24 protein-coding genes and 1 pseudogene are annotated in these 25,121 nt (G+C 67.5%); 8 read left to right on the top strand and 17 right to left on the bottom strand.

Annotation, left to right across the window (positions count from 1 at the left end; genetic code table 11):
- Positions 1-11: 11 nt before the first annotated feature.
- Positions 12-1,721 carry a ubiquinone-dependent pyruvate dehydrogenase gene (gene poxB / locus CPBF1521_RS01125; protein ID WP_181901123.1) on the bottom strand — a complete coding sequence of 570 codons (1,710 nt, stop codon included), beginning with the start codon at positions 1,719-1,721 and terminating at the stop codon, positions 12-14.
- Between the two features lie 364 nt (positions 1,722-2,085).
- On the opposite strand from poxB, the gene CPBF1521_RS01120 reads away from it, so the two are divergent.
- Positions 2,086-2,682, top strand: a complete 597-nt coding sequence (locus CPBF1521_RS01120; protein WP_104585418.1) for an OmpO family porin — start codon at positions 2,086-2,088, stop codon at positions 2,680-2,682.
- Between the two features lie 276 nt (positions 2,683-2,958).
- Here the strand turns inward: CPBF1521_RS01120 and CPBF1521_RS01115 are convergent, their stop codons facing one another.
- From CPBF1521_RS01115 to CPBF1521_RS01090, 6 genes are all read right to left on the bottom strand, one after another.
- The gene (locus tag CPBF1521_RS01115) at positions 2,959-3,984 is read right to left on the bottom strand and encodes an NAD(P)H-dependent glycerol-3-phosphate dehydrogenase (protein ID WP_104585456.1); all 1,026 of its coding nucleotides are present in this window, start codon (positions 3,982-3,984) and stop codon (positions 2,959-2,961) included.
- A 15-nt stretch (positions 3,985-3,999) separates the two neighbouring features.
- Positions 4,000-4,515, bottom strand: coding sequence for a protein-export chaperone SecB (gene secB, locus CPBF1521_RS01110; protein WP_006451124.1), 516 nt, complete (start codon positions 4,513-4,515; stop codon positions 4,000-4,002).
- Between the two features lie 110 nt (positions 4,516-4,625).
- Positions 4,626-5,063 carry a rhodanese-like domain-containing protein gene (locus tag CPBF1521_RS01105; RefSeq protein ID WP_104585420.1) on the bottom strand — a complete coding sequence of 146 codons (438 nt, stop codon included), beginning with the start codon at positions 5,061-5,063 and terminating at the stop codon, positions 4,626-4,628.
- Between the two features lie 75 nt (positions 5,064-5,138).
- Positions 5,139-5,561, bottom strand: coding sequence for a hypothetical protein (locus tag CPBF1521_RS01100; RefSeq protein ID WP_104649651.1), 423 nt, complete (start codon positions 5,559-5,561; stop codon positions 5,139-5,141).
- A 28-nt stretch (positions 5,562-5,589) separates the two neighbouring features.
- Positions 5,590-6,060, bottom strand: coding sequence for a YiiD C-terminal domain-containing protein (locus CPBF1521_RS01095; protein ID WP_026064546.1), 471 nt, complete (start codon positions 6,058-6,060; stop codon positions 5,590-5,592).
- Positions 6,061-6,200: 140 nt separating this feature from the next.
- Positions 6,201-7,010 (bottom strand): glycosyltransferase family 25 protein, encoded by an 810-nt coding sequence (locus CPBF1521_RS01090; protein ID WP_115675630.1) that lies wholly within the window; start codon positions 7,008-7,010, stop codon positions 6,201-6,203.
- A 192-nt stretch (positions 7,011-7,202) separates the two neighbouring features.
- Between CPBF1521_RS01090 and CPBF1521_RS01085 the strand changes: the two are divergent.
- The 3 genes and pseudogenes from CPBF1521_RS01085 to CPBF1521_RS01075 form a co-directional block, all read left to right on the top strand.
- Positions 7,203-7,997 (top strand): annotated as a pseudogene (locus tag CPBF1521_RS01085) (uroporphyrinogen-III synthase); the annotation flags it as partial.
- A gap of 103 nt (positions 7,998-8,100) precedes the next feature.
- Positions 8,101-9,081 (top strand): uroporphyrinogen-III C-methyltransferase, encoded by a 981-nt coding sequence (locus tag CPBF1521_RS01080; protein WP_115675628.1) that lies wholly within the window; start codon positions 8,101-8,103, stop codon positions 9,079-9,081.
- Complete coding sequence (locus CPBF1521_RS01075) at positions 9,078-10,343, top strand: heme biosynthesis protein HemY (RefSeq protein WP_104585430.1); 1,266 nt, start codon at positions 9,078-9,080, stop codon at positions 10,341-10,343. The genes CPBF1521_RS01080 and CPBF1521_RS01075 overlap by 4 nt, the downstream gene beginning before the upstream one ends.
- 139 nt (positions 10,344-10,482) lie before the next feature.
- Here the strand turns inward: CPBF1521_RS01075 and CPBF1521_RS01070 are convergent, their stop codons facing one another.
- Both CPBF1521_RS01070 and CPBF1521_RS01065 read right to left on the bottom strand, forming a co-directional pair.
- Positions 10,483-11,025 carry a hypothetical protein gene (locus CPBF1521_RS01070; RefSeq protein WP_115675627.1) on the bottom strand — a complete coding sequence of 181 codons (543 nt, stop codon included), beginning with the start codon at positions 11,023-11,025 and terminating at the stop codon, positions 10,483-10,485.
- A gap of 114 nt (positions 11,026-11,139) precedes the next feature.
- Positions 11,140-12,435, bottom strand: coding sequence for an acetyl-CoA C-acetyltransferase (locus CPBF1521_RS01065; RefSeq protein WP_104649631.1), 1,296 nt, complete (start codon positions 12,433-12,435; stop codon positions 11,140-11,142).
- Between the two features lie 88 nt (positions 12,436-12,523).
- Between CPBF1521_RS01065 and CPBF1521_RS01060 the strand changes: the two genes are divergently transcribed.
- Together CPBF1521_RS01060 and CPBF1521_RS01055 are read left to right on the top strand one after the other, a co-directional pair.
- Positions 12,524-13,408, top strand: coding sequence for a hypothetical protein (locus tag CPBF1521_RS01060; protein ID WP_180496849.1), 885 nt, complete (start codon positions 12,524-12,526; stop codon positions 13,406-13,408).
- Entirely contained in the window at positions 13,405-13,842 is a 438-nt protein-coding gene (locus CPBF1521_RS01055; protein ID WP_104585438.1) for a VOC family protein, read from the top strand. Before CPBF1521_RS01060 ends, CPBF1521_RS01055 begins: the two co-directional genes overlap by 4 nt.
- 244 nt (positions 13,843-14,086) lie before the next feature.
- On the opposite strand, the gene CPBF1521_RS01050 is transcribed toward CPBF1521_RS01055, so the two are convergent.
- The 7 genes from CPBF1521_RS01050 to glnA all read right to left on the bottom strand — a co-directional run bounded on the left by CPBF1521_RS01050 (position 14,087) and on the right by glnA (position 22,190).
- Positions 14,087-14,734, bottom strand: a complete 648-nt coding sequence (locus CPBF1521_RS01050; protein ID WP_115675625.1) for a superoxide dismutase family protein — start codon at positions 14,732-14,734, stop codon at positions 14,087-14,089.
- 48 nt (positions 14,735-14,782) lie between these two features.
- Positions 14,783-15,382, bottom strand: coding sequence for a superoxide dismutase family protein (locus tag CPBF1521_RS01045; RefSeq protein WP_164739296.1), 600 nt, complete (start codon positions 15,380-15,382; stop codon positions 14,783-14,785).
- A 576-nt stretch (positions 15,383-15,958) separates the two neighbouring features.
- The gene (gene ntrC, locus CPBF1521_RS01040; RefSeq protein ID WP_104649633.1) at positions 15,959-17,389 is read right to left on the bottom strand and encodes a nitrogen regulation protein NR(I); all 1,431 of its coding nucleotides are present in this window, start codon (positions 17,387-17,389) and stop codon (positions 15,959-15,961) included.
- Positions 17,382-18,437: a two-component system sensor histidine kinase NtrB gene (locus tag CPBF1521_RS01035; protein ID WP_164739297.1), complete on the bottom strand. Its 1,056-nt coding sequence runs from the start codon at positions 18,435-18,437 to the stop codon at positions 17,382-17,384. The genes ntrC and CPBF1521_RS01035 overlap by 8 nt, the downstream gene beginning before the upstream one ends.
- A gap of 265 nt (positions 18,438-18,702) precedes the next feature.
- On the bottom strand, positions 18,703-20,145 hold the full coding sequence (locus CPBF1521_RS01030; RefSeq protein ID WP_164739298.1) for an ammonium transporter: 1,443 nt from the start codon (positions 20,143-20,145) through the stop codon (positions 18,703-18,705).
- A gap of 22 nt (positions 20,146-20,167) precedes the next feature.
- A complete protein-coding gene (locus CPBF1521_RS01025; RefSeq protein ID WP_002808480.1) occupies positions 20,168-20,506 on the bottom strand; it encodes a P-II family nitrogen regulator in 339 nt (112 codons plus the stop codon).
- A gap of 274 nt (positions 20,507-20,780) precedes the next feature.
- Positions 20,781-22,190: a type I glutamate--ammonia ligase gene (glnA, locus tag CPBF1521_RS01020; RefSeq protein ID WP_006449210.1), complete on the bottom strand. Its 1,410-nt coding sequence runs from the start codon at positions 22,188-22,190 to the stop codon at positions 20,781-20,783.
- Between the two features lie 220 nt (positions 22,191-22,410).
- Here glnA and CPBF1521_RS01015 point away from each other — a divergent pair, with 220 nt between their 5' ends.
- Together CPBF1521_RS01015 and CPBF1521_RS01010 are read left to right on the top strand one after the other, a co-directional pair.
- Positions 22,411-23,205 carry an undecaprenyl-diphosphate phosphatase gene (locus CPBF1521_RS01015; protein WP_115675624.1) on the top strand — a complete coding sequence of 265 codons (795 nt, stop codon included), beginning with the start codon at positions 22,411-22,413 and terminating at the stop codon, positions 23,203-23,205.
- Positions 23,206-23,341: 136 nt separating this feature from the next.
- Positions 23,342-24,154, top strand: a complete 813-nt coding sequence (locus tag CPBF1521_RS01010; RefSeq protein ID WP_115675623.1) for an META domain-containing protein — start codon at positions 23,342-23,344, stop codon at positions 24,152-24,154.
- A gap of 251 nt (positions 24,155-24,405) precedes the next feature.
- On the opposite strand, the gene CPBF1521_RS01005 is transcribed toward CPBF1521_RS01010, so the two are convergent.
- On the bottom strand, positions 24,406-25,017 hold the full coding sequence (locus tag CPBF1521_RS01005) for a YbhB/YbcL family Raf kinase inhibitor-like protein (RefSeq protein ID WP_115675622.1): 612 nt from the start codon (positions 25,015-25,017) through the stop codon (positions 24,406-24,408).
- Positions 25,018-25,121 lie beyond the last annotated feature (104 nt).

The following is a 25,121-nucleotide window of genomic DNA, read 5'->3' as shown; positions in this document are numbered from 1 at the left end:
CTGCCACTGTGTCAGCGCATGTTGGTCTTGACCAGATCGATCACTTCATCGCCGCGCCCGCTCATCACTGCCTTGAGCAGATACAGGCCCATGCCTTTGGCCTGTTCCAGCTTGATGGCCGGCGGCACTGCCAGTTCCTGCGTGGCGATGCGCACATCCACCAGCGCCGGGCCGGAATGCGCGAAGGCCTGCCGCAATGCGCGCTCCAGTTGCGCGGACTCATCGACCCGGATACCCAGGATGCCCATCGCATTGCTCATCGCAGCGAAGTCCGGATTACGCAGCTCGGTGCCGGTATCCAGATAGCCGGCAGCCTTCATCTCCATCGCCACGAAGCCGAGCGAGGCATTGTTGAACACCACGATCTTCACCGGCAGGCGCAGCTGCGCCAGCGAGATGAAATCGCCCATCAGCATTGCAAAGCCGCCATCACCGGACAGCGCAATCACCTGACGGCCCGGATATGCCGACTGTGCACCCAGCGCCTGCGGCATCGCATTGGCCATCGAACCGTGGTTGAACGAACCCAGCAAGCGGCGTTGTCCGTTCATGCGCAGGTAGCGTGCGGCCCACACCGTGGGCGTGCCGACATCGCAGGTGAACACCGCATCCTGGTCGGCGATCTGGCTGATCATGCGCGCCACGAATTGCGGATGCAGCGGCTCGCCCGGATCGGCCGGCACCGCCAGATCGTCCAGCCCTTCGCGCGCCTCGCGATAGTGCGCCAGCGACTTGTCCAGGAAGTCGCGTTTTTCGCGCCGCTGCAGCTGCGGCAGCAAGGCGGCGATGGTTTCGCCTACGTCCGCTGCGATGCCCAGCTGCAATGGCGTGCGCCGTCCCAGCGCGCCCGGGTCGCGATCCACCTGCACGATGGTCGCGTCCTTCGGGTAGAACTGCCGATACGGGAAATCCGTACCCAGCATGATCAAGGTGTCGCAGTTGAGCATCGCGTGGTAGCCGGAGCTGAAACCGATCAGGCCGGTCATGCCGACATCGAACGGGTTCTCCCACTCCACATGTTCCTTGCCGCGTAAGGCATGCACGATCGGCGCGCCCAGGGTGTCGGCCAATGCCACCACCGCATCGTGCGCACCCGCGCAACCGCTGCCGCACAGCAGCGTGACCGCTTCGCTGTGCTGCAGCAGTTCGGCCAGCTGCTGCACATCTTCGGCGGCCGGCAGCACGCGCGGCTGGCGCAGTGGGGGCCAGGCCGTGGGAAGGTGCTTGTCCACTTCCAGCAGCGCGATATCGCCGGGGATCACCACCACTGCCACACCTTGCTGCAGGATGGCCGCACGCATCGCGCGGTGCAGCACTTCCGGGAGCTGCGCCGGATTGGTCACCAACTCCACGAAATGACTGCACTCGCGGAACAGTTCCTGCGGATGCGTCTCCTGAAAATAGTTCAGCCCGATCTCGGACGAGGGAATATGCGCGGCGATCGCCAGCACCGGCTGGCGGCTGCGATGGCAATCGAACAGCCCGTTGATCAGGTGCAGGTTGCCCGGCCCGCAGCTCCCCGCACAGACCGCCAGCTTGCCGGTCACCGCCGCCTCGGCGCCGGCGGCAAACGCGGCCACCTCTTCATGGCGCACATGCATCCACTCGATCGTCTGCATCTCGCGCAGGGCATCGGTCAGGCCGTTGAGGCTGTCGCCGGTCAACCCCCAGATCCGCTCCACCCCCGCGCTCTGCAGCGTCTCGGCCAGAAACCGCGCCAACGTCTTTTTCTTCGCCACGATGCAGCTCCACGCTTGTTCGACAAGCCTGGCATGCTCCCAGCCACGGCGTCAGCACAATGTGCTTGCAGGCCGCAAACGCGGCAAACATCACTGAAAAACAGCTGCTTCTAGACATGCGCGTCACATCGACGCGAGGTAACCACCAATGCATCACGCTTTGTACGTGCGCTGCGCGCATTGCGTTTTGATGACAAGGAAGCGCAGCTGAACCGGGCGCGATGATTTACGCACCAGTCAGTTCAAAATTCAGGCCGCGTTCCATCGAATAACGGAGAATTTACATCTCGGCAGCGAACGGCATCCGCCTCAGCGCCGGCCCAAACCATAAGTACAGGTATCGATCATGAAGAATTCACTGCTGGCCCTCGGCCTTCTCGCAGCCCTGCCGTTTGCGGCCTCCGCTGCTGAAAACCTCTCCTACAACTTCGTCGAAGGCGACTATGTGCGCACCCCGACCGAAGGCCGCGATGCGGATGGTTGGGGCGTGAAGGCGTCCTACGCCGTCGCTCCGAACTTCCACGTGTTCGGCGATTACAGCAAGCAGAACGCTGACGACAACGACAACGTGTTCGAAAGCTCCAACTCCGACTTCCAGCAGTGGGGCGTCGGCGTGGGTTACAACCAGGAGATCGCCACCAGCACCGACTTCATTGCCCGCGTTGCCTACCGCAAGCTGGACCTGGACACCCCGAACATCAGCTTCGACGGTTACAGCGTTGAAGCCGGCCTGCGTAATGCCTTCGGCGAGCACTTCGAAGTCTACGCCCTGGCTGGCTACGAAGACTTCTCCAAGAAGCGCGGCATCGACATCGGCGACAACTTCTACGGCCGCCTCGGCGCCCAGGTCAAGTTGAACCAGAACTGGGGCATCAACGGCGACATCCGCATGGATGGCGACGGCAACAAGGAATGGTCGGTCGGCCCGCGCTTCAGCTGGTAAGCCGCACGTTTGACTGCAACGCGACTCTCTCTCCCGCGTTGCATTGGAAGCCCGGTCCCCCGACCGGGCTTCTTTCTTTTGGGCGATCGGTTGGCGATACGATGCGCATCGCTGCACGGCGGTGGTGGGTAATGCGGGTCCTGCAGGCGCATGGAACCTCGCGCTCAGGCTGTTCGTCTTCCCGCCAGTCGTTGCGATCCGCATCAACAAAAAGCCCGGCATTGCCGGGCTTTTTGTTGATGTCCGTGCAATGCGCGCCAACGCGCCATGCCGCAATCAGGTGAACAAGGTCTGCGGATATTCGGGCTTGCGCTCGCGTGCCAGCAATTCCTTCAGGCCTGCTTCCGGGGTGATCTCGCCATGCAGCACCGCACGCACGGCGTTGGAGATCGGCAGCTCGATGCCGTGATGCTCGGCCTGGCGCATGACTTCGTCGGCGGTCTGCACCGATTCCACCACCTGGCCGATCTCGCGGATGGCATCGCTCAGGCTCTGCCCGCGTCCCAGTGCCAATCCCAGCCGTCGGTTGCGCGACAGATCGCCGGTGCAGGTCAGCACCAGGTCGCCCAGGCCAGCCAGACCCATCAAGGTTTCCGGACGCGCACCGATCGCCGCCGCCAGCCGCAGCATCTCGTTCAAGCCGCGCGTGATCAGGCCGGCACGTGCGTTGAGGCCCAGCTGCATGCCATCGGCCACACCGGTGGCCACGGCCAGCACGTTCTTCATCGCGCCACCAAGCTCGGCACCCACCATGTCATCGCCGGTGTAGGCACGGAAGGTGGGGCCATGCATGGCATCGGCCACGACCTGCGCAAACGCCGCATCGTCGCCGTGCACGGTGATGGCGGTCGGCAGGCCGAGCGTGACTTCCTTGGCGAAGGACGGCCCGGTCACCACGGCCAGCGGAACGCTGGGGCCGAGGATGTCGCGCGCCACTTCGTGCAGGAACCGCCCGGAGCCGGGCTCGAAGCCCTTGGTCGCCCACGCCACGCCGGCACCGGCCGGACGCAACGGTGCGATCAACCGGATCGTCTCGGTGAACGCATGCGAAGGCACCACGACCAGGATCCAGCCGGCATCGGCAATGGCCAGCTGCAGGTCGGTGGTCGCGCGCAGGCTGTCGGGCAAGGCAATGCCCGGCAGATAGCGTACGTTTTCATGACGGCGGTCGATGGCATCCACCATCGCCGCATCGCGTCCCCAGAGCACGGTCGGATGACCGTGTCTGGCGAGCAGCGCGGCCAGGGCCGTGCCCCAGGAGCCGGCGCCGAGAACGGCGATCTTCTGTGTCGAATCGCTCATCGGCGCACGCAAGGCTCAGGCGTTGCCAGCCGGCTCGGAATCGGCCAGCGAGGTGCCTTCGCCCTGCGAACGCTGGCGCAGGGTTTCTGCATACAGCGCTTCGAAGTTGATCGGCTGCAGGTAGAACGGCGGGAAGCCGCCGGCCTGGATCAGATCGCTGACCAGCGTGCGCACGTACGGGAACAGGATGTTCGGGCACTGGGTGCCGAGCAGCACGTCGATCGCCTGCGGCTCCAGGCCGACCAGGCCGAACACGCCGGCCTGCTGCACTTCGGCCACGTAGGCGGTCTTGCCACCGGCGGTGCAGGTCAGGGTCACGGCCAGCACGACTTCGAAGGCGTTGTCGTTGAGGCGCTGCACCTTCTGGTTGAGGTTCAGCTGCAGCTCGGGCTGGTTAGCGTCATTGAAGACAGCCGGCGCGTTCGGCGATTCGAAGGAAACGTCCTTGACGTAAATCTTCTCGATGGTGAAAGCGGGGCCAGCAGCGGCGTCGGCGGGCGCAACCGCGCCGTTGATGATTTCGTCGGACATTCCTAACTCCAGAAACGGTTCGGTGGATGCAGCGTTGAATGATGCAGACGTGAAAGTGCAAGTCTCTCACGCCAGCAATGGGGACTTGCCCGGCGCCTCACAAGATGCGGTCAGGCGCGGCCCTTGACCAGCGGCAGCTCGGCGATCTGCCAGGCGGCCACGCCGCCCTCGAGCCAGTAGACCTGCTCGAAACCGGCTTTCTTCAGCGTCTTGGCCGCGCCTGCGGAGGCATTGCCGTTGCGGCACACCACCACCACCGGCGATGCCTTGGCGTTGGCGAGCAGCTTGCCGGCCGGGTCGAACTTGGCCAGCGCCACGTTGCGGCTGCCGGCGATGTGGCCTTTTTCGAAGTCGGCGGTGGGCGACAGGTCGATCACCAGCGCGTTCTCGCTGTTGATCAGGCGGGTCAGCTCGGCCGGCTTAAGTGCGCGGTACCCACGGAACAGGCGCGCGACCTCGGTGACGATCAGGGCGATGGTCAGGCCCACCAGGGCCAGCGACAACATGGGGTTGCGGCCGACAAAGGCCTGCAGCTCTTCGAAATTCACGGGGTCAGGGTCAGTCAAGCGGGCGGGAATTGTCGCACAGCTGGCGCGCGCGCCGGCCAGCGCCCTTGGCACAGGCTATTGGCCCTGCCACAGATCGGGCAGGCCGCTGGCCAGCCACCAGCGTTTGCGCTCGGCGTCCCAGCGCCACAGCTCGATGCTGCGCACCAGCCGTTCGGCCTGGGTATTGCGGTTGATCACCCGCAGCTCGACCTCGCGGCGCAGGTCGCCGTTGACGTCTTCGCCCACCCGCAGCTCGCGGTAGCCGGAGATCTGCACCTGCTCGTAGCGCGAGCGTTCCAGGTCGCTGAGCGGATGCGCCTGGGCATAGGTCGGTTCGACAAAGCCCTGCGCGGCATCGAAATCGCTCCAGCGCACGGCGGCCGTGTAGGCGGCCTGGGTGGTTTCCAGCGCGCGTGCCTGGGCACGGCTGCCGGCAGACACCACCCCGCTGACCATCGTCAGCCCGAGCAACAGCATTGCCCCGATCACTGCACGCATGCGCATTCCCCCAAGTCCAGCGCGCATCCTACCGTTTTGGAAACGCCACGAAGCGCCCGCTCAAGGTGGCGGCCGCCGCGCCGGAACCCAGCGCGATCTGCGCACGCATGCCGATGCGCGCCTTGCCGCGCTGCCGGAAGGTCGCCAGGAACGCCTCCCAGCTGCCGAGTTCGGACGGCTCGGCATTGGCCACCAGGTCTTCGTAGACCGGGGCGACGTAGCGCAGCTGGCTGTCGGCCACGTAGACATCGGCACTGTGCCCGGCCAGTTGCAGCTGCAGCGTCAGCCAGCCCCAGCTGGCCAGCGTCATCAACGACGCCAGGCTGCCGCCGAACGCATTGGCCTTGTCGTTGACGTTGGCCTGCAGCGGCGCACGCAAGCGCAACGCGCCGTCATGCAAACCGTCCACGGCAATGCCCATCGACAGGACCGGCGGCATGGCGATGAACTGTTGCTGCAGCGACTGCAGGGCGGATGCGAGCGTGCACGAAGGAGTCATCGGCAAAGGCTGGAAGACGGCGAAGGCCGGCATCATGCCGCAATGTTCCGCGAGCGTCTTGTGCACTGGAATGACATGCGGTACCGCATGGTAGAACACGTTCAGCGCCGTCTCGTTGCACGCCTTCGTTAGCGCGCCGCTCAGGGCGCGAACACGACCTTGCGGTAGCCCTGCGCCACCCGCAGCAACGCGGTGGCCCTGGCCTTCCACTGCGCACTGCGCTGCTTCTGCGCCTGCGTCAACGGCGCATCGATGGTGCTGGTGAACACGATCTGCTCCGGAGCGGCGTGGAAGAACTTGTCCTGGATGCACGCGGCCGGCGACAGCTGATAGGTAGACAGTTGCTGTGCGACCGGCGATTCGTTCCAGCCGAACAGGAAGATGTCGGCCATGGTGTGCCAGCGCACATCGGCCGCCAGCAGCAGGCGCGCCGCCTCGCGGCTGAGGAGCAACGCCCCGGCGCAGACCGGCCAGCAGTGTTGATGGGGCGAGGGACGCACCAGGCGCAGCTGCCGCCCGCCGACTTCGGCGACCTTGGCGTCGAGCTTGATGCGGTTGTAGGACGGCTCCAGCCGCACGATGCTGTTGCCGCCCGGCAGCCACGCGCTGCTGCGCAGCAGCACCGGCAGCGCGTCGGACAGATGCATGTCGTCTTCGAAGATCGCGGTGTAGGCGTCGTCGGAGTCGGCTGCGATGCGCCACGCGGCCTGATGGCTCAGGAAGCAGCCGATATTGGAGGCGGTCCACTTGCGCGGGCCGGTGCTGAAGGCATCCCCGGAGCCTTCCAGCGGCCGCGCGCGTGCGAAGTCGGCAATCTGCGCAGGCGTCAGGGTGGCGCCATCGACCGCGGCAATCCGCTCGAACGGCAGGCCCAGCGCCTGGAACCGCGTCGCCATCGCCTGCAGGCGGTCACCGCTGCGCTGCATGTTGATGAGATAGGACTTGATCACGGCGCCACTCCAGCTCGATTGTCGTGGCGGAGCGTGGGCGGAAGCGATCAGTGGCACAGACCCGGGGACGAGGTTCTGGCCGCAGAAACGCAGGCATCGCGGCGGGCAGGCACGCAAGGCCGGACAACGCGCCAGGATCAACGCGTCGTCGGCGCCACCGCAACGCGCGACAGCTGCCCCGATGCCTCACCGCTCTCGCATAATCACTGGATGACATCTCCCGCCCACGCTGCCGACGCCTGGACCTTGATCTCGCTGCGGCCCAGCGGTGCGCACGCGCCGCTGCGGCGCGCCGCCGCGCGGCACGGCGGACGGTTGCTGGCACTGTCGCCGTGGCGGCTGCAGACCAACCACACCCCACAGGCACTGGCCGCATTGCGGCAAGCCTTGCACGCGCCGATCGCGGTGTTCACCAGCCCGGCCGCGGTGCATGCGGCGCATCGCCTGGCGCCGCTGCAACGGCCGGCGCAGGCGCACTGGGTCAGCGTGGGCGATGGCACCGCGCGCGCGCTGCAGGCCTGCGGCATCGACACGGTGATACGTCCGACGCGCATGGACAGCGAGGGCCTGCTCGCGTTGCCGTTGTTCCGGCAACCGCTACAGGCCGTCGGGCTGATCACCGCCCCCGGGGGGCGCGGCATGCTGGCGCCGGCCCTGGAGCAGCGTGGCGCCCGCATCCTGCGCGCCGATGTCTATCAACGCGTGGCGCTGCGCCTGCGCGCCTCGTCAGTGCAGGCGCTGGCCGATGCGCTGCCGGGATGTGTCTTGGCGCTGAGCAGTGCCGAGGCGCTGACGTTGGTGCTGCAGCAATTGCCGACATCGCTGATCGACGCGTTGCGGCAACGCCCGGTGGTGGCGTCCAGCGAACGCATGCGGGAATCCGCACACGCCGCCGGCTTCCATCAGGTGGTGCGCGCCGCAGGGCCCTTGCCTGAGCAATTGGCTGCGGCTGCCGCCGCGATCGTGACACCATCGCGACCTTGCTGAACTTCGAACGCCAGCACGGCTTGCGGGTGTCTGCCGCTGCACGCCATGCTGTGGCAGATGATGGCGGCACCTGCACCCGTCGTGACCGCGCGAGGATGGACGAATGACCGAACTGCCCGCTTCCACGCGACGCTTTCCCCTGGCATGGCTGCTGCTCGTCCTCGCGCTGGCCGCCGTGGGCGTGGCGCTGTTGTTCGGTTGGCGCGCGTGGCGGGACTACCAAGGCACGCAGCTGCAGGCCGCCCAGGCGCAGCAACAGCGCTGGGATGGCGCACAGCAGATGCTGGAGATGCTGCGCCGTGACCAACGCCTGGCCAACGAACGCCTGGCGGATGCGGCAGCCACCAACCGCGTGCTGCGCGACGAGATGCTTGGCCTGAGCCAGCGCAGCGCCCTGCTCGAGGAAACCGTGCAAAAGCTCGCCGATCCCAACCGCCATGGTGCACAGGCGCTGCGGCTGGATGAGGTGGAGCTGCTGCTGCGGCTTGGCCAGCAGCGGCTGAGCATCGCCGGCGATGCCGATGGCGCGCGCCGTGCCTATGCGCTGGCCAATGCCGCACTCAATGGCGTCGACGATCCCGGCTATCTCAATCTGCGCCAGGCGCTGGTGCAGGAACGCGACGCCCTGGATCGCCTGGGCGCCGGTCCGCAGGCGCAGGCTGGTCAAACGCTGGATCAGTTGGCCGGCGACCTGCAGCGCCTGCCCGAGCAGACCGCCACCGACAGCGAGGCCGCGCGACCGTGGTGGCAGAAAGCGCTCGCGCCGCTGGTGGACATCCGTCCCAGCCGTGGCGATGCGCTGCTGACCACCGGCGCCGACCGCCACGCCGCGCGCGACGCCCTGCAGATCGAAGTCAGCCTGGCCCGCGCCGCGGCCGAGCGCGGCGATGCCGCCGGTTTTGCGCAATCACTACGGCGCGTGGATACCTGGACCACCCGGCTATGGCCGGATTCGCCACAACGTCGCCAGGCGCGTACGCGTTTGCGCGCACTGCAACAAGCGCCACTGCGTCCGCACCTGCCGGAACTGGGCACCACCCTGCTGCAACTGCAGGCCATGCGTGAAGGGAGATCCACCCAATGAAAGTGTTGCGTACCGTCTTGATCCTGTTGGTTGCCGTGGCGCTGGGCGTGCTCGGTGCGCAATGGCTCTCGCATCAGACCAGTTACGATCTGGGCAATGTGGTGGTGAGCGTCGGCGGCAACGACTATCGCGCCGCCATGCCGCAGGCGTTGCTGATCCTGGTCATCGCGCTGCTGGTGCTGTGGCTGGTGTGGACGCTGGTCAGCCTGCCGTTCCGGGTCTGGGGCAAGTATCGCCGCAAGAAAGGCCGCGCCCGCCTGATCGAAGGCCTGCGCGCAGCCGATCATGGCCAGTGGCAGCGTGCCGAGCGCCTGCTCGTCAACGCCAGCGAGGATGCCGACGTCAGCGGCATCGCCCTGGCCAGTGCAGTGCGCGTTGCCGATGCCCGCGGCGATGAGGCGTCGGCAAACGCACTGGCCCAGCAATTGGCCGAGCGCGACCCCACCGCGCATGCGCTGCTGCAGGGCGAGCGGCATCTGGCGCGGCAACGCCCGGTCGAGGCGATCAACGCGCTCGATCATGCCAGCGCGCAGCCACTGCCGGCGCGCGGCCTGCTGCTGCGCACGCACGCCCTGGCGCAAATCGGCCGTGCCGACGAGGCCTACGGTCAGCTCGGCGCATTGCGTCAGCAGGCGGTGCTGGCACCGGAGGCCTACAGCGCACTGGAAGCCACGCTGGCCGAGCAGACGCTGTTGCAGGCCGGCGATGCCAATGCCCTGGCCGAACGCTGGGAAGCGCTGCCCAAACCGCTGCGCACCTATCCCGCGGTGGTGGGCGCCTACGCACAGCGCGCGGCGGTGCTGCACTGGGACGATGCGGCGGTGCATAGCCTGGAACAGGCGCTGGACGCGCAGTGGGACGAATCGCTGGTGCGTCTGTACGGCGTGCTGCCATTGGAAAAATACGATTCACGCCGCGCCAGTGCCCAGCGTTGGCTGACCCAGTACCCGGACAGCCCTGGCCTGTTGCTGACCCTGGCGCGTCTGGCGCGGCACCAGCAGCAGTGGTCGCAGGCCGAAGAGTTCCTGCATCGCGCGGTCGCCAATGGCGCGGGCAGCGAGGCCTGGGAAGAACTCGGCCACGGCTTTGCCGCCGCGGGCGACCTGCTGTCCGCACAGCATTGCTACGCCAATGCCCTGCGCGCCGCACGCGGCGAGCCGGTGCACGAGGGCCTGCCGCAGCAGTCGCTGCGCGGGCCGATCGTATCGGCATACCCAACGCCGCCGGCCGACCCGCTCGCACCGGACGATCGCCTGCCTTGATCGCTGGGGTCTGATCGCTGCGGCAACGCTGCGCGGACAAACGCGAGAACCGCCACGCAGGTTTACCGGCTGGCCGGGAGATCTGCAGGAGCGCGACGCACAACCGCTCTGAAGGCGTGTGCAGGCGCACCGCCACAAATTACCAATCGCGTGCGCGCCGGGGTGGCGCCGGCAACTCGTGCAAGAACGCATCGCAGGCGCCCAGGAAACGCGACTGCGCGTCGTCGACCGAGTGCGGCGACAAGACACGCGACCCCAGTCTGCCGATCAACAGCATGACCGCCATCACGCCAGCGCCGGCCAGCCAGCCGATCGCGCCATCCAGCACCAGACCACCTGCCAGCAATGGCAAGACCGACGCTCTGGTGATGACGGCATAGCGCACCCGGCGCCGCTCATGCTGCAGGCACAAGGTCACCACATGCGCGCTGCGCTTGCGCAGCACCAGGGCCAGGATCAGATACGGCAGTACGCCCATCAGCAGCGCCAGATAGATCGCCGGATGATGCCAGTGGAAGATGTAGCGGCGCGGCGAAGTGTCGGCCGGCGCATTGCACTTGACGCAACGTGGCGGCAGGTCGGCGCCCGGCGTGCACACCAGCACATCGCCCTCGCGCCACACGGCACCGTGCGCCGGAGGCAGGTAGAGCGTGGGTGGTTCGCGTGCATCAACGTTCGACATCCATGCGTCCTTGCAGGTTGGAGGTTGGGGAGTGGGGATTCGTAAAATCAGGAGTCCGCTTCATGCTTGCGAATCCCCACTCCCGAATGCCCAATCCCACGCTGCGCAGCAGCGTCAGCGCTCGACGATGGCCACCACGCCCATGCCGCCGGCGGTGCAGATCGAGATCAACGCCCGCCCGCCGCCGCGTTCTTCCAGTTGCTTGGCGGCCGTTGCCACCACGCGTGCACCGGTGGCGGCGAAGGGGTGGCCGGTGGCCAGCGACGAGCCCAGCGGGTTGATCTTGTCCGGGTCGATACGCCCAAGCGGCGCTTCCAGCCCCAGGCGATTGCGGCAGTAATCCTCGCTTTCCCAGGCGCGCAGCGTGCACAGCACCTGCGCGGCGAAGGCCTCGTGGATTTCGTAGATGTCGAAGTCCTGCAGGGTCAGGCCCTGGCGCGCCAGCATCTGCGGCACAGCAATGGTGGGCGCCATCAACAGGCCTTCGCCATGCACGAAATCCACCGCCGACACCTGCGCATCGCGCAGATAGGCCATCGGGGTGTGGCCGTGCGCCAGCGCCCAGGCTTCGCTGGACAACAGCACCGCGGCCGCACCGTCGGTGAGCGGGGTGGAGTTGGCCGCGGTCAGCGTGCCGCGGCCGGAGGTCTTGTCGAAGGCCGGGCGCAGCGTGGCCAGCTTTTCCAGCGAGGTGTCGGCGCGCAGGATGTTGTCGCGCGAGACGCCGCGGAACGGCGCGATCAGCGTGTCGAAGAAACCGCGCTCATAGGCGGCGGCCAGCTTGTGGTGCGAGGACACCGCCCATTCGTCCTGCGAATCGCGCGAGATGTTCCATTCCTTGGCCATGTCCTCGCAATGGTCGCCCATGCTCTTGCCGGTGCGCGGCTCGGCCACGCCGGGGAATTCGGGCTTGAGCTCGCCGAACTTGAAGCCACGCAGCAGCGCCTTGAGCTTGTCGCCGGTGGCCTTGGCGCGGTTGGCGGCCATCAGCCGCGCGCGCAGCTTCTTGCCGTAGACGATCGGCACTTCCGAGGTGGTGTCCGAGCCGCCGCCGATGCCCGAATCGATCTGGCCCAGCGCGATCTTGTTGGCGATGGTGATCACCGAATCCAGGCTGGTGCCGCAGGCGCGCTGCAGGGTGATGCCCGGCGTCAGCGGCGACAGCCCGGACGACAGCGCCGCCTCGCGGGCCAGGTTCCAGTCCGAGGAGTGCTTGATCACCGCCCCCATCGCCACTTCGCCCAATTGCTGCCCATGCAGCCCGAAGCGCTCGACCAGCGCGCCCAGCGTGCGCACCGACATGCCCAGGTTGCCCACGTCCGCATAAGCGGTGTTCTGACGACAGAACGGGATACGAACGCCGCCCAGGATGGCGACGGGACGGGCTGCGGGCATCGGTTGACCTGGCATGGAGGACTCGGGGACATGGCCTGCACAGGGCCGGCAGGCATAATGGCCGCAGTGTAGCTTCGACCCCGTGATGGGCCAACCGCGAATCATGAGCAAGACCGAACACGGCGTGACCGCCATGGGTGTGATGGCGCTGGAATTGACGGGCGGCACCGCCCCCGAGCGCGGCGCCCTGGCGCCGGACCAGGCCGGCATGCTGGCCGAACGCATCGGCCGCGACCTGGCGCAATGGATCCCCGAAATCCGCGAGCTCGAGCTCAGCGTGGCAATGGCGCATTTCGACCCGGCCGAAGTACTGCGGCCCGGCTGGCCGCTGCATCGCCGGCTGGACGAGCTGCATGCACGTGCGCCCGGGCGCGACCAGAGCCCGCGCGTGCTGGCGTTTGGTGCCGACGCGCAGGGCGAGATCCCCTTGCCCTTCCAGGCCGACCCGCAGCTGATCGGCGGCGGCCTGCGCGTGCTGCCGTTCCTGCTGTCCGGCGATCCGCAGACCGTGGCGACGGTGGCCGATGCGATGGAAGAGGTGCTGCTGGCCCAGGGCATGGCGCAGGCCGATACCGCGCTGCTGGCGCAGGAAAGCTTCGGTGCACGCATCGAGCATGCGCGTTACCTCACCGCGCACGACCTGGCGGCGATGATGTCGATGCAGTACGACAACCAGGGCCTGGCGCCGCTATGGCCGCTGATCGAAGCCGCCCTGCTGGCCCCGCACACCGAAGAGTGGCTGGAACAGCCGCCCGAGCCGGTGCTGCGCTATGTCGACGGCGAAGTGCGCATCGCGCTGTTCGACCCGGCCGGCTGGTGCGATTACTACCAGCACGACCGCGAGCATTGCGAGCGCCTGCGCGGGGTGTATGAGCAGTACCTGTCGCGCCAGCGGCAGATGGCCGCAGTGCTGGAAGCCCACGGGCTGCCGGTGCTGTACGTGCATGTGGAACCGGGGCAGGATCCGCGCCAGGCGCTGGCCGCGTGAGCCGGACGCCGGCTTCCACGGCGCCTGCGTTGCAGGGCGTCCTGGAAACCGGCGTGTATGTGGCGGATCTGCAGCGCGCCTGTGCGTTCTACGCCCGCGTGCTGGGAGTGGACGCGATGTATTGCGACGCACGCATGGCCGCATACGCAATCGCGCCCGGGCAGGTGCTGTTGCTGTTCCTGCAAGGCAGTACAACTGCGACAGTGACGCTGCCGGGCGGCACGATTCCGCCGCATGATGGCAGCGGGCGCACGCATTACGCACTGGCCATCGCTACCGATGCACTCGCCGCATGGGAAGCACACCTGCAGGCCTGCAACGTGCCCATCGAAGGCCGCACGCAGTGGCCGGGCGGCGGGCAGAGCCTCTATTTCCGCGACCCGGATGAGCATCTGCTGGAACTGGCAACGCCGGGGCTGTGGCCGAATTACTGAGCCGGTGATGCCGCCGATCTGGTGCCGGCGTCAACGTCAGCTGCCTGCACAGCGCGCCCGGATCGGTCCGTAGCGACATCTCGATGCGTACCGACAGGCCCCATGCAACGCGCGATGCGCGGCATGCCGGAGGCGCCATGCGCCCGCACACACATGAGCGAATCGCTCCCAGTGCGGCCCAAAAACAGCAACGCCGCGGTGATCGATCACCGCGGCGTTTTGCCGGGCTGCTGGCGTGTCCTGCTTACTTGGTTGCCGCTGGCGCGTTGTCGGTGGTGATCACGCCGCAGGCCAGGCGACCGCCGGCGTTGCCGGTGGGCTGGGTCTTGTAGTCGTCGGCATCGGCATGCACGATCACCGCGTGGCCGGCGATGTCGAACTGGTCGGCCTTGCCGAGATTGACGTTGCTCGACACCGGGCCATCGATGCTGGCATTGCCCTGCGCATCGGCCTTGATGTTGGGCATGTCGCCGCCGTGGTGCGGGTCGGCACTGACGGCGCCGTGATCGGATTGGGCCGGATTGAAGTGGCCACCGGCACTGCTGCCGTCCGGTGCGCTGCAATCGCCCTTCTCGTGGATATGGAAGCCATGCTCGCTGTCGGGCTTGAGGCCACTGAGCTGGCCGGTGACACGCAGCGCGCCGTCGACGATCTTGAAGCTCACCGTCCCTTTGACCTCGCTGCCCTTGGTCGGCTTGAGTTCGGCGGTTGCGGTGGTGGTGGCCGCCGCTTCGGTGACCATGGCCGCGGCGTGCTCGCCGCCATGCGCCGCTTCGGCCGGTGCGCCGGCCTGCGGCGCGGGTGCAGGATCGGCCGGGGCGGGCTCATCGCGCTTGCACGCGGTCAGCACCAGCGCGGTGGCCAGGAACAAGGTGGTTGGAAGAATGCGCATGAGTAACTCCTGTAGAGAGGCCGCAGCTGCAGCCAGGGGTGCCCCGACTCAGGGCTGCGAAGGGGGTGTGCGCCACTGGGTGACGCGGATGACGCCGCAGGCCAGACGTGCGCCGGCATTGCCGCTGGGTTGGCTGCGATAGTCGTCGGCATCGGCATGCACGACCAGCGACTTGCCGACCACGTCGGTGGGCGCGGCATCGCCCAGGGTGATGCCGGCAACGATCATGTCCAGATGCGCGACACCTTCGGCATCGGCACGCAGGTTGTCCATGTCGCCGGCGTGGTGGGGAGTACTGCCGGCACGTCCGTGCGGCGCACCGGCGGGATTGAAGTGCGCGCCGGCGCTGCTGGCGTCGGCGGCGCTGCAATCGCCGCGTTCGTGCACGTGGAAACCGGCCACGCCGCCGGGGCGCAGGCCACCGACCGTGCCGGTGATGCGGATGCCCTGCAACGCCGGCACCAGCACCACCCGACCGCTGACCAGGCTGCCCGACGCCGATGCCAGCGCCGCTTCGGCCTGCTGGACCGGACGGACCGGCACCACGCGCGCCGCCGGGGGTGGAGGCGGTGGCGGCGGTGGCGTGCTGCTGCAGGCGGCAAGCGCCAGCGCGGTGAGGGCAACGATCGTGGGCGACCGGTAACGCATCGAGCTGTTCTCCTGATCAGGCTGGAAACCTATGCGGGCGCATGTTCACGTGTCATGAAAAGCGCCTGGGGCAGCCCAGGAGTTTACGGGGTTGGTGTCGCGAGCCGGGACATGTGCAAAAAGCACCCTCACCCCAACCCCTCTCCCGCAGGCGGGAGAGGGGCTCGACTGCGAGGACTCATGCCTGCCTTGCCTGCCTGCCTGCCTGCCTGCCTGCCTCGCCTTTTCCTGCCTGCCTTGCCTTTTGTCACCTGCCTTGCCTTTTCCCGTGTGTTTGACCTTGCGCGCGTGCCTTCCCTTTCCCGCGTGTTTGACCTTGCTCGCGTGCCTTCCCTTCTCCCGCGTGCGGGGGAAGGTGCCCGAAGGGCGGATGGGGGCGTCGTGCGCCGCCAGATAATCGAGGCGGTGGCACGTGCGAGCGAAAAACGGCGAGTTCATCCCCGCTTGCCGCCGTGATGCGCGTCAATCCTGCCTGGTTCGCTGCTTGGCTCGACCACCTGCGCGCGCAGTACGGCTTTTCGCAGGCGCCCCCTCTCCCGCCTGCGGGAGAGGGGCTCGACTCCGGGTGTGGGCCAATCAGCGGCGCTTGCGCCCCGGCCCGAGCTTGCGGGTGACGGTGTTGCGGCCCAGACCCAGGCGTGCGGCCGCTTCGGCGCGGCGGCCCTGGGTCAGTTGCAGGGCGGCTTCGAGCAGGGTCTTGTCCAGGCGTTCGCGCGCTTCGGCATGCAGGCCCTGGGCGCCTTCGCTCAGGCGTTGCGCGGCCCAGCTGGAGAGCATCTCGTCCCATTGCCCGTCGCCGCGGCCGGCACGCTGGCGGCGGCCGCCGCGTGCCAGCGCCGATTCCACATCGACCACGTCGATGATGTCGGCAGTGGACAACGCGGCCAGGCGCCAGCACACGTTCTCCAGTTCGCGCACGTTGCCGGGCCAGTCGTAGTGGCGCAGTTGTTCCAGTGCGGCCGAAGACAGTCGCTTGGGCAGCATGTCGAGCTTGCGCCCGGCCATGGCCAGGAAGTTCTCGGCCAGTTGCGCGATGTCGCCGCGGCGCTCGCGCAGCGGCGGCAATTGCAGGCGCACCACATCCAGGCGATGCAACAGGTCGGCCCGGAAGCGGCCTTGTTCGACCAGCGCCTCCAGGTCCTGGTGGGTGGCGGCAATCACGCGCACATCGACGCGAATCAACTCGCGCCCGCCGACACGGAAGAATTCGTTCTCGGCCAGTACGCGCAGCAAGCGGGTCTGCAGCGGCAGCGGCATGTCGCCGATTTCGTCCAGGAACAGCGTGCCGCCGTCGGCCTGTTCGAAGCGGCCGATATGGCGTTTGGTGGCGCCGGTGAAGGCGCCGGTTTCGTGGCCGAACAACTCGCTTTCCAGCAGCTCCGCCGGAATGGCGGCGGTGTTGAGCGCGACGAAGGGTTTGCGCGCGCGCGGCGACTCGTTGTGCAGCGCGCGCGCGACCAGTTCCTTGCCGGTGCCGGTTTCGCCGTTGATCAGCACCGACAGCGGTGCCTGCGCCAGCCGGCCGATCGCGCGGAACAGCGCCTGCATCGCCGGGGTGTCGCCGATCAGCGCCGCCGAGCCTTCCGCCAATGGGGTCCCGATGATCTCCTCGACACCGGCGTCGGCATCCGGCAGCGCGCGTGCGGCCAGTGCCACCGCATCGTCCAGATCGAAGGGCTTGGACAGGAACTCGTGCGCGCCGCCGCGGAAGGCGCCGGCGGTGCTGGCGACATCGGTGTAGGCCGACATCACGATGACCGGCAGCTGCGGGTGCCTGGACTTGAGCTTGTCGAGCAGGCTCAGGCCATCCTCGCCGGGCATGCGCACGTCGGTGAACAACAGATCCGGGGTCGGCCGCATGGCCAGCGCCTGCAATGCGGCGGCGGCACTCTCGAAGCCGTCGACGGCGTAGCCGGCATCGCGCAAGGCGGTGGACAGCACGAAGCGGACCGAACGGTCGTCGTCGACCACCCAGATGTGGTGGGAAGCGGCGGCGGCCTCAGCCATGCAGATGTTCCTTGTCGTGGTCGCCGGCCAGCTCGGGCAACAGCAGGGTGAAAACGGTATGCCCCGGCCGCGAGCGGTAGGTCAGCGTGCCGTGGTGTTCGCGCGAGACCTGCTGGGCCAGCGCCAGGCCCAGGCCGCTGCCTTCGGCGCGCCCGCTGACCAGCGGCAGGAACAGGTGCTCGGCCAGTTCTTCCGGCACGCCGCCGCCATCGTCGATGATTTCCAGCCGTAGCGACATCGCATGCACGCGGTCGCGGATGCGCTGGCCGTGCTCGACGCGGGTGCGCAGGGTCACGCGGGTGGCGCCGGCCTGGAACGCGTTGCGTACCAGATTCCACACCGCCTGGGTCAGGCGGTCGCCGTCGCCGAGGATGTCGGGAATGCTGGGGTCGTAATCACGCTGCACCTGCACCGACCAGCCGCCCTCGGCTTCGGCCAGGCGCAGCACGCGTTCGAGCACGACATGGATATTGAGGCGGTCGTGCGGGCGCGCCGGTGTGGGCGAGAGCAGGCGTTCGAGCAGGGTGTTGAGGCGTTCGATCTCGGTGCCGATCAACTCGATCAGCTCGCGCTCGTCCTCGTCGCGGCCGGCCGAGCGCCGCGCCAGCAACTGCGCCGCGCCCTTGAGCCCGGCCAGCGGATTGCGCAGTTCGTGCGCCAGGCCCTTGAGCGCGGCGCTCAGGGCATTGGGCAGCGCATGGGTGGGATCCAGCGCGGGAAACTCGTCGACCGGGTGGGTTTCCAGCAGCCAGCCGCCATCGTCCAGCCGCGACAGCCAGCCTTCGGCAAAACGCGGTGCGTCATTGGGCAGGCCCAATGCCAGCCGGTGCAGGCGCAACACGTCGCGCTCGTCGTTGAGCAGGAAGCGGGCGAGCGCATCGCCCTGCACCTCCAGAGCGGCCAGCGGTTGATCGACCAGGCGCCGCGCACTGACCCCGAGCCAGCGCGCGAAAGCCGGATTGACGCCCAGCACGCGGCCTTCGCGGTCGGCCCAGGCCACCGGTGTGCCCAGGCTGTCCAGCGACGGCAGGAGCGATGGCATCAGCATTGCACCAATTTAGTGCAAGCACGCCCGGCCTGCGCGTGTGTCGCGCAACACGCAGCATGCGTTGAAGGAATTCGGGCCGGACGGCGGCAGGTTGCACCGATCCAGCGGGCATCCGCGCCGACCGTCACAGGCGTGGGGCTGGTCATGCAGGCACCTCGGCAGTTGGTCCGCCGCCAGCGCGGCAACGGGGAAAAACGGACCCGGCACGGCTCTCCCGGCCGGGTCGTTGCGCCACCCGCGGCAGCGTGGCCGCGGGTGTGCATGCTCAGGACTCGTATGCCGCTTCGCCGTGCGAGGTGATATCCAGGCCCTCGCGCTCGGCTTCTTCGGTGACGCGCAGGCCGAACACCAGCTTGGCGACCAGGAAGCCCACCACCGAGACCACGCCGATCCAGACCAGGGTGATACCCACGCCCAGCGCCTGGATGCCGACCTGATGCAGCATGTCGTAATCGCCGCCCTTCTGGCCGCCCAGCGAAGCGGCCGAGAACACGCCGGTCAGGATCGCGCCGATGATGCCGCCCAGGCCGTGCACGCCGAACACGTCCAGGCTGTCGTCGGCGCCCAGCAGGCGCTTGAGGCCGGTGACGCCCCACACGCACAGCACGCCGGCAGCCAGGCCGATGACGATCGCGCCGAACGGACCCACCGTGCCGCAGGCCGGGGTGATGCCGACCAGACCGGCGACCATGCCCGAGGCCACGCCCAGGGCGGACGACTTGCCCTTGATGATCTTCTCGGTCAGCGACCAGCCCAGGATGGCAGCGGCGGTGGCCAGCAAGGTGTTGAGGAAGGCCAGCGCCGCACCGGCATTGGCTTCCAGGTTGGAGCCGGCGTTGAAGCCGAACCAGCCCACCCACAGCAGCGAGGCACCGACGAAGGTCAGGGTCACGTTGTGCGGCTTGATCGCCTCACGCCCCAGGCCGGCACGCTTGCCGACGAAGTAGGCGCCGACCAGGCCGGCGATACCGGCGTTGATATGCACCACGGTGCCGCCGGCAAAATCCAGCGCGCCCAGGCCGAACAGGTAGCCGCCGGTGGCCCAGACCATGTGCGCCAGCGGCAGGTAGCCGAAGGTGAACCAGATCACCGAGAACAGCAGCACCGCGGCGAACTTGGCTCGCTCGGCAAAGGCGCCAACGATCAGCGCGCCGGTGATGCCGGCGAAGGTCGCCTGGAACGCCACGAACACGTATTCCGGCAGGCTGACACCCTTGGTGAAGGTGGCCGCCAGCGTTTCGATGGTCACGCCCTTGAGCAGCGCCTTGTCCAGGTTGCCGATCCACGGGCCTTCGCCGGAGAACGCCAGGCTGTAGCCGTACACCACCCACAGGATGGTCAGCAGCGAGAACACCACCGCGACCTGGATCAGCACCGACAACACGTTCTTGGCGCGCACCATGCCGCCGTAGAACAACGCCAGGCCCGGCACCACCATCAGCAGCACCAGCAGCGTGGAGGTCAGCATCCAGGCGACATCGCCCTTCTCCACCACCGGTGCGGCCTCGGCGGCGGCCACCGGTGCGGCGGGCGGCTGCGCCGACGGCAGCGGTTCGGTGGTGACCGGCTCGGTCGGCAGCGGGGTGACCTGCGGCGTGGACTGCGCGTGCGCACTGCCCATGCCGCCCACCACCAGCGCGCTGAACAGCATCAGCATGCAGACACTGTAGAACCGGGCCTTCCACCCGGCAAAGAGAGCTGTCTTCATAAGAACTCCGGGGGTGGGGGATTCAGAGCGCATCGGCGCCGATCTCGCCGGTGCGGATGCGCACGACTTGCTCGATCGCGGTCACGAAGATCTTGCCGTCGCCGATCTTGCCGGTGCCGGCGGCGTTCTGGATCGCCTCGACCACTGCGTCCAGCCGGTCGTCGGTCACCACCGTCTCGATCTTGATCTTGGGCAGGAAGTCGACGACGTACTCGGCGCCGCGGTATAGCTCGGTGTGGCCCTTCTGGCGTCCAAACCCCTTGACCTCGGTCACGGTGATGCCCGACACGCCTGCTGCGGACAGGGCCTCGCGGACCTCGTCGAGCTTGAACGGCCGGATGATGGCGGTGATCAATTTCATGCGCATACCCCGAATGGTGGAAAAGACCGGCCGGCATTGCGCCGCCCGGCGGTGTCATTCACCTGGATGCCAACCCCGGCATCCGCGCGTTCGCGATTACGCAGACCTCGGCCGATGCCGATGCATCCGCCTCGTGGGAGAGGTCAGGCCCGCGCGTCGCGAACTGTGTGCTCTCTCAATCCCCTACGATCCACGGCCGATGCCGTGGACCGATCGAACGTGTGCGGCGATGGCGGAGGTGGGAGGGGGGCCTCCGCCATCACCGCGGTGGAACTCAGTTGCCGTAGTACAGCTGGTACTCCAACGGGTGGGTCGCAGCACGGAACTTGGTGACTTCCTGCATCTTCAGCGCGATGTAGCCGTCGATGAAGTCGTCGCTCATCACGCCGCCGGCCTTGAGGAACTCGCGGTCCTTGTCCAGCGCTTCCAGTGCCTGGTCCAGGCTGGAGCAAACCTGCGGGATCAGCTTCTCTTCTTCCGGCGGCAGGTCGTACAGGTCCTTGTCGCTCGGGGCGCCCGGGTCGATCTGGTTCTTGATGCCGTCCAGGCCGGCCATCATCAGCGCGGTGAAGGTCAGGTAGCCGGACTGCAACGGATCGGGGAAGCGCATTTCGATACGGCGCGCCTTCGGGTTGGTGACCCACGGAATGCGGCACGAGGCCGAGCGGTTGCGGGCCGAATAGGCCAGCATCACCGGTGCCTCATAACCCGGGACCAGACGCTTGTAGCTGTTGGTGCCGGAGTTGGAGAAGGCGTTGATCGCACGCGCGTGCTTGAAGATGCCGCCGATGTACCACAGCGCCATCTGCGACAGGCCGCCGTAGCCGTCGCCGGAGAACAGGTTGACGCCGCCCTTGGTCAGCGACTGGTGCACGTGCATGCCCGAGCCGTTGTCGCCCACGATGGGCTTGGGCATGAAGGTCGCGGTCTTGCCGTTGCGGTAGGCGACGTTCTTGATGATGTACTTCATCGTCAGCAGTTCGTCGGCCTTCTGCACCAGCGAGCTGAACTTGGTGCCGATCTCGCACTGGCCGGCGGTGGCCACTTCGTGGTGGTGCACTTCGGTCTCGATGCCGACCTGTTCCAGCGTCTTGATCATTTCCGCGCGCAGGTCGTGCAGCGTGTCGGTCGGCGGCACCGGGAAGTAGCCACCCTTCACGCCCGGACGGTAGCCGCTGTTGCCGCCGTCGTACTTGGCGCCGGTGTTCCAGGCAGCCTCTTCCGAGCCGACCTGGAAGAAGGTGTGGCCCATGTCGTTGGCAAAGCGCACCGAATCGAAGATGAAGAATTCCGGCTCCGGGCCGAAGAACGCCTGGTCGGCGGTGCCCGAGGACTTCAGGTAGGCCTCGGCGCGCTTGGCGATGCCGCGCGGATCGCGCTCATAGCTCTGCATGGTGGCCGGATCGAGGATGTCGCAGGTCAGCACGATGGTCGGATCGGCGAAGAACGGATCCAGATACGCAGTGCCGGCGTCCGGGAGCAGGACCATGTCCGACTCGTTGATGCCCTTCCAACCCGCGATCGAGCTGCCGTCGAACATCTTGCCTTCTTCGAACAGCGCCGGCTCGATGATGTTGGCCGGAAAGGTGATGTGCTGCTGTACACCACGCATATCGACGAAGCGCAGGTCGACAAACTCGACCTTGTTGTCCTTGATCAGCTTTTCAACATTTTCCACGGACATCGGAAGAAACCTCTGCAGAGTTAAGTGGCTCGTGGGCGGAGCTACAGCAGGGACCATGCCAAGCGCTGGCCCTTCACAAGTCGTTGATTTTGCTTGCTTCGCTTGAGGCCGCTGACGCAGCGATAGCACTCTTAAGGTGCTAACCAATCGCATGTTGCACCGATATGGTGCGTGCCGCAATGCACTATCCTGACACCTCCCCCATCCCCTCTCCAGTCCGATGTCCGATCTGATTTCCGCCCTGCTGTTGGGCATTCTCGAAGGCCTCACCGAATTCCTGCCGATCTCCAGCACCGGCCACCTGCTGATCGCCGAACAATGGCTCGGACGCCGTTCTGACTTCTTCAACATCGTCATCCAGGCCGGCGCGATCCTGGCGATCTGCCTGGCACTGCGGCAGAAGCTGTGGACCCTGGCCACCGGCCTGGGCGAGCGCGCCAATCGCGACTACGTGCTCAAGGTCGGCGTGGCCTTCATGGTGACTGCGGTGGTGGGCCTGATCGTGCGCAAGGCCGGCTGGCAGCTGCCGGAAACCGTGCATCCGGTGGCCTGGGCGCTGCTGATCGGCGGGCTGTGGATGCTGGTGGCCGAGCACTTCGCCAGCAAGCTGCCCGAGCGCGATGTGGTCACCTGGAAGGTGGCCATCGCGGTGGGGCTGGCGCAGGTGGTGGCCGGCGTGTTCCCCGGCACCTCGCGCTCGGCCTCGGCGATCTTCCTGGCGATGCTGCTGGGCCTGAGCAAGCGCTCGGCGGCGGCAGATTTCGTGTTCATGGTGGGCATCCCGACCATGTTCGCGGCCAGCGGGTATGCCCTGCTGGAGATGTACAAGGAAGGCGGCTTCGGCAGCGAGAACTGGGCCGATGTGGCCGTGGCCTTCGTGGCGGCGACCATCACCGGCTTTGTGGTGGTGAAGTGGTTGCTGGGCTACATCAAGAAGCACCGCTTCACGGTGTTTGCGGTCTACCGCATCGTGCTGGGCGCGGCCCTGCTGCTGTGGCTGCCGGCGCTGGCCTGAAACGGCCACGCGGTCGCCTGTCGTGCCGGGTGAGCCGGCGCGGCATGCGAGGCACATGGCCGGGCAGTGACTTGCGTCATTGCCCTGGCCGCGCGGTGGCGGTATCACTGACGCATCGATCACCGGGAGCCGCCGCATGCGTGCCGTGTTGTTTGCCCCTGCACTGCTGGCAGCGGGCGTGACGGCCTGCGGGTCGGGCGCCGCGCCGGAGCTGCCCGGGTCCGGTGCCGACACTGCTGCCGCCGAGTCGGCCGCGTTGGCCGCAGCGGCTGCCGCCAATGCCCCGCTGCAGGCCGCCCTGCAGGCGCAACACTGGCAGCTGCAGCAGGCCAGCGACGCGCACGGCACCGCCTTGCGCAGCCTGTTCGTCGCCGGCACCGCGCCCTTGCAGCTGGATTTTCGCGATCAACGCATCCAGGTCAGCCAGACCTGCAATGCATTGGGCGCCGATTACAGCGTGGCGCAGGCGCACCTGCAGATCGGCCGGGTGGTGTCGAGCAAACGCCTGTGTGCGCAACCGCGGCGGATGGCCCAGGAACGCGCCGCCAGCGAGCTGCTGTCCGGTCGCTTCGCGGTGGCGCTGAACACCGCGCAGACCACGCCGCAACTGACCCTGACCCGCAGCGACGGCACCCGGCTGGTTTTCGACGGTGTCGCCACGGCAGACACCCGCCATGGCGGCCCCGGCCAGACGCTGCTGATCGAAGTGGCCGCCGACACCGTGCCCTGTCGGTCCGACCCGGCACGCCACTGCCTGCAACTGCGCGAACAAGGCGCCGATGGACAGCCCGCGACCCACGCCTGGCAGCCCTTCGATGGCAGCATCGAAGGCTTCGAGCACGAGGCGGGCATCCGCACCCTGCTGCGCGTCACCCGCTACCCGGCCGCCGCGGGCACGGACGCTGCGCCGGTGTACGTGCTGGAGCAGATGATCGAGGCGAGTGGGTAGTTCGTGAATTGGGAATTGGGAATTGGGAATTGGTGAAGCGGGAGGCGGGAGGCGGGAGGCGGGAGGCGGGAGGCGGCGAAGTGTTGCGTGACCGTTATGCAATTGGCGCTTCGGAAGCGACAGCCTGCTCTGCTTGAGGCGCCCGGGTGACGCACGTGCTGATCGCCCTGACATCACGGTTGCGGCGCTTGCAGCTTCCCTGTCACCACCACCGCGCGGCCTGGTGGCCGTGCAGTGGTGGTGATCTGCACTTAGCGCAGCGCCGGATTCAGCGTGTAGGTGCCGTGCAGGGCTGCCTCGGCCAGCACGTGGCCCTGGATTGCCGACAGCACATCGGCGGCGGTGAAGGTCTCAGGCAGGCTGAGCTGCGCTACGTCCAGCGCGAACACGCGGAAGAAATAGCGGTGCACCCGCAGGTCGTTGAACGGCGGGTACGGGCCGTCGTAGCCCAGGTAATTGCCGGCCATGTCGGCATTGCCGGCAAACCACTGGGTATACGAATTCAGGCCCTGGCGCGCCCCGGCCGGGCCGGCCGGCTGCTGCTTGCCCTTGGGCACGAAGCCGTCGCTGCAGCTGCCCGCGGCGATCGCATGCACGTCGGCGGGGATATCGGCCATCGCCCAATGCACAAAATCGGTGCGTGGCTGATCGACCGGGATCTGTACGTCGTCGCGGCCCACGGTTTCCGGCACGGTCGGCACATCCGGGTCCAGGCACAGCAGCGCAAACGAGCGCGTGCCGGCCGGCACCTCGCTCCAGGCCAGGTGCGGGTTGCGGTTGGGCGCAAAGCCCTCGGGCGTTCCGGCGGCAAATTCCACCGCGATCGGCTTGCCGTTTTCGATGCTGTTGCTGGTCAGGCGCATGCAGGAGTCTCCGCGGGAATGAGGCCGACCAGGGTGCCTGGGTCCGCGTCGCAGAGGAAGCCATCGCCATGGAACCCTCTGGTGCGCGCGGCCGGGTTTATCGC

The sequence above is a fragment of the Xanthomonas euroxanthea genome (genome assembly GCF_900476395.1).
Taxonomy (GTDB): domain Bacteria; phylum Pseudomonadota; class Gammaproteobacteria; order Xanthomonadales; family Xanthomonadaceae; genus Xanthomonas; species Xanthomonas euroxanthea.
The sequence above is the reverse complement of the archived record's forward strand: the minus strand, read 5'-3'. Positions and strand labels throughout refer to the sequence as shown.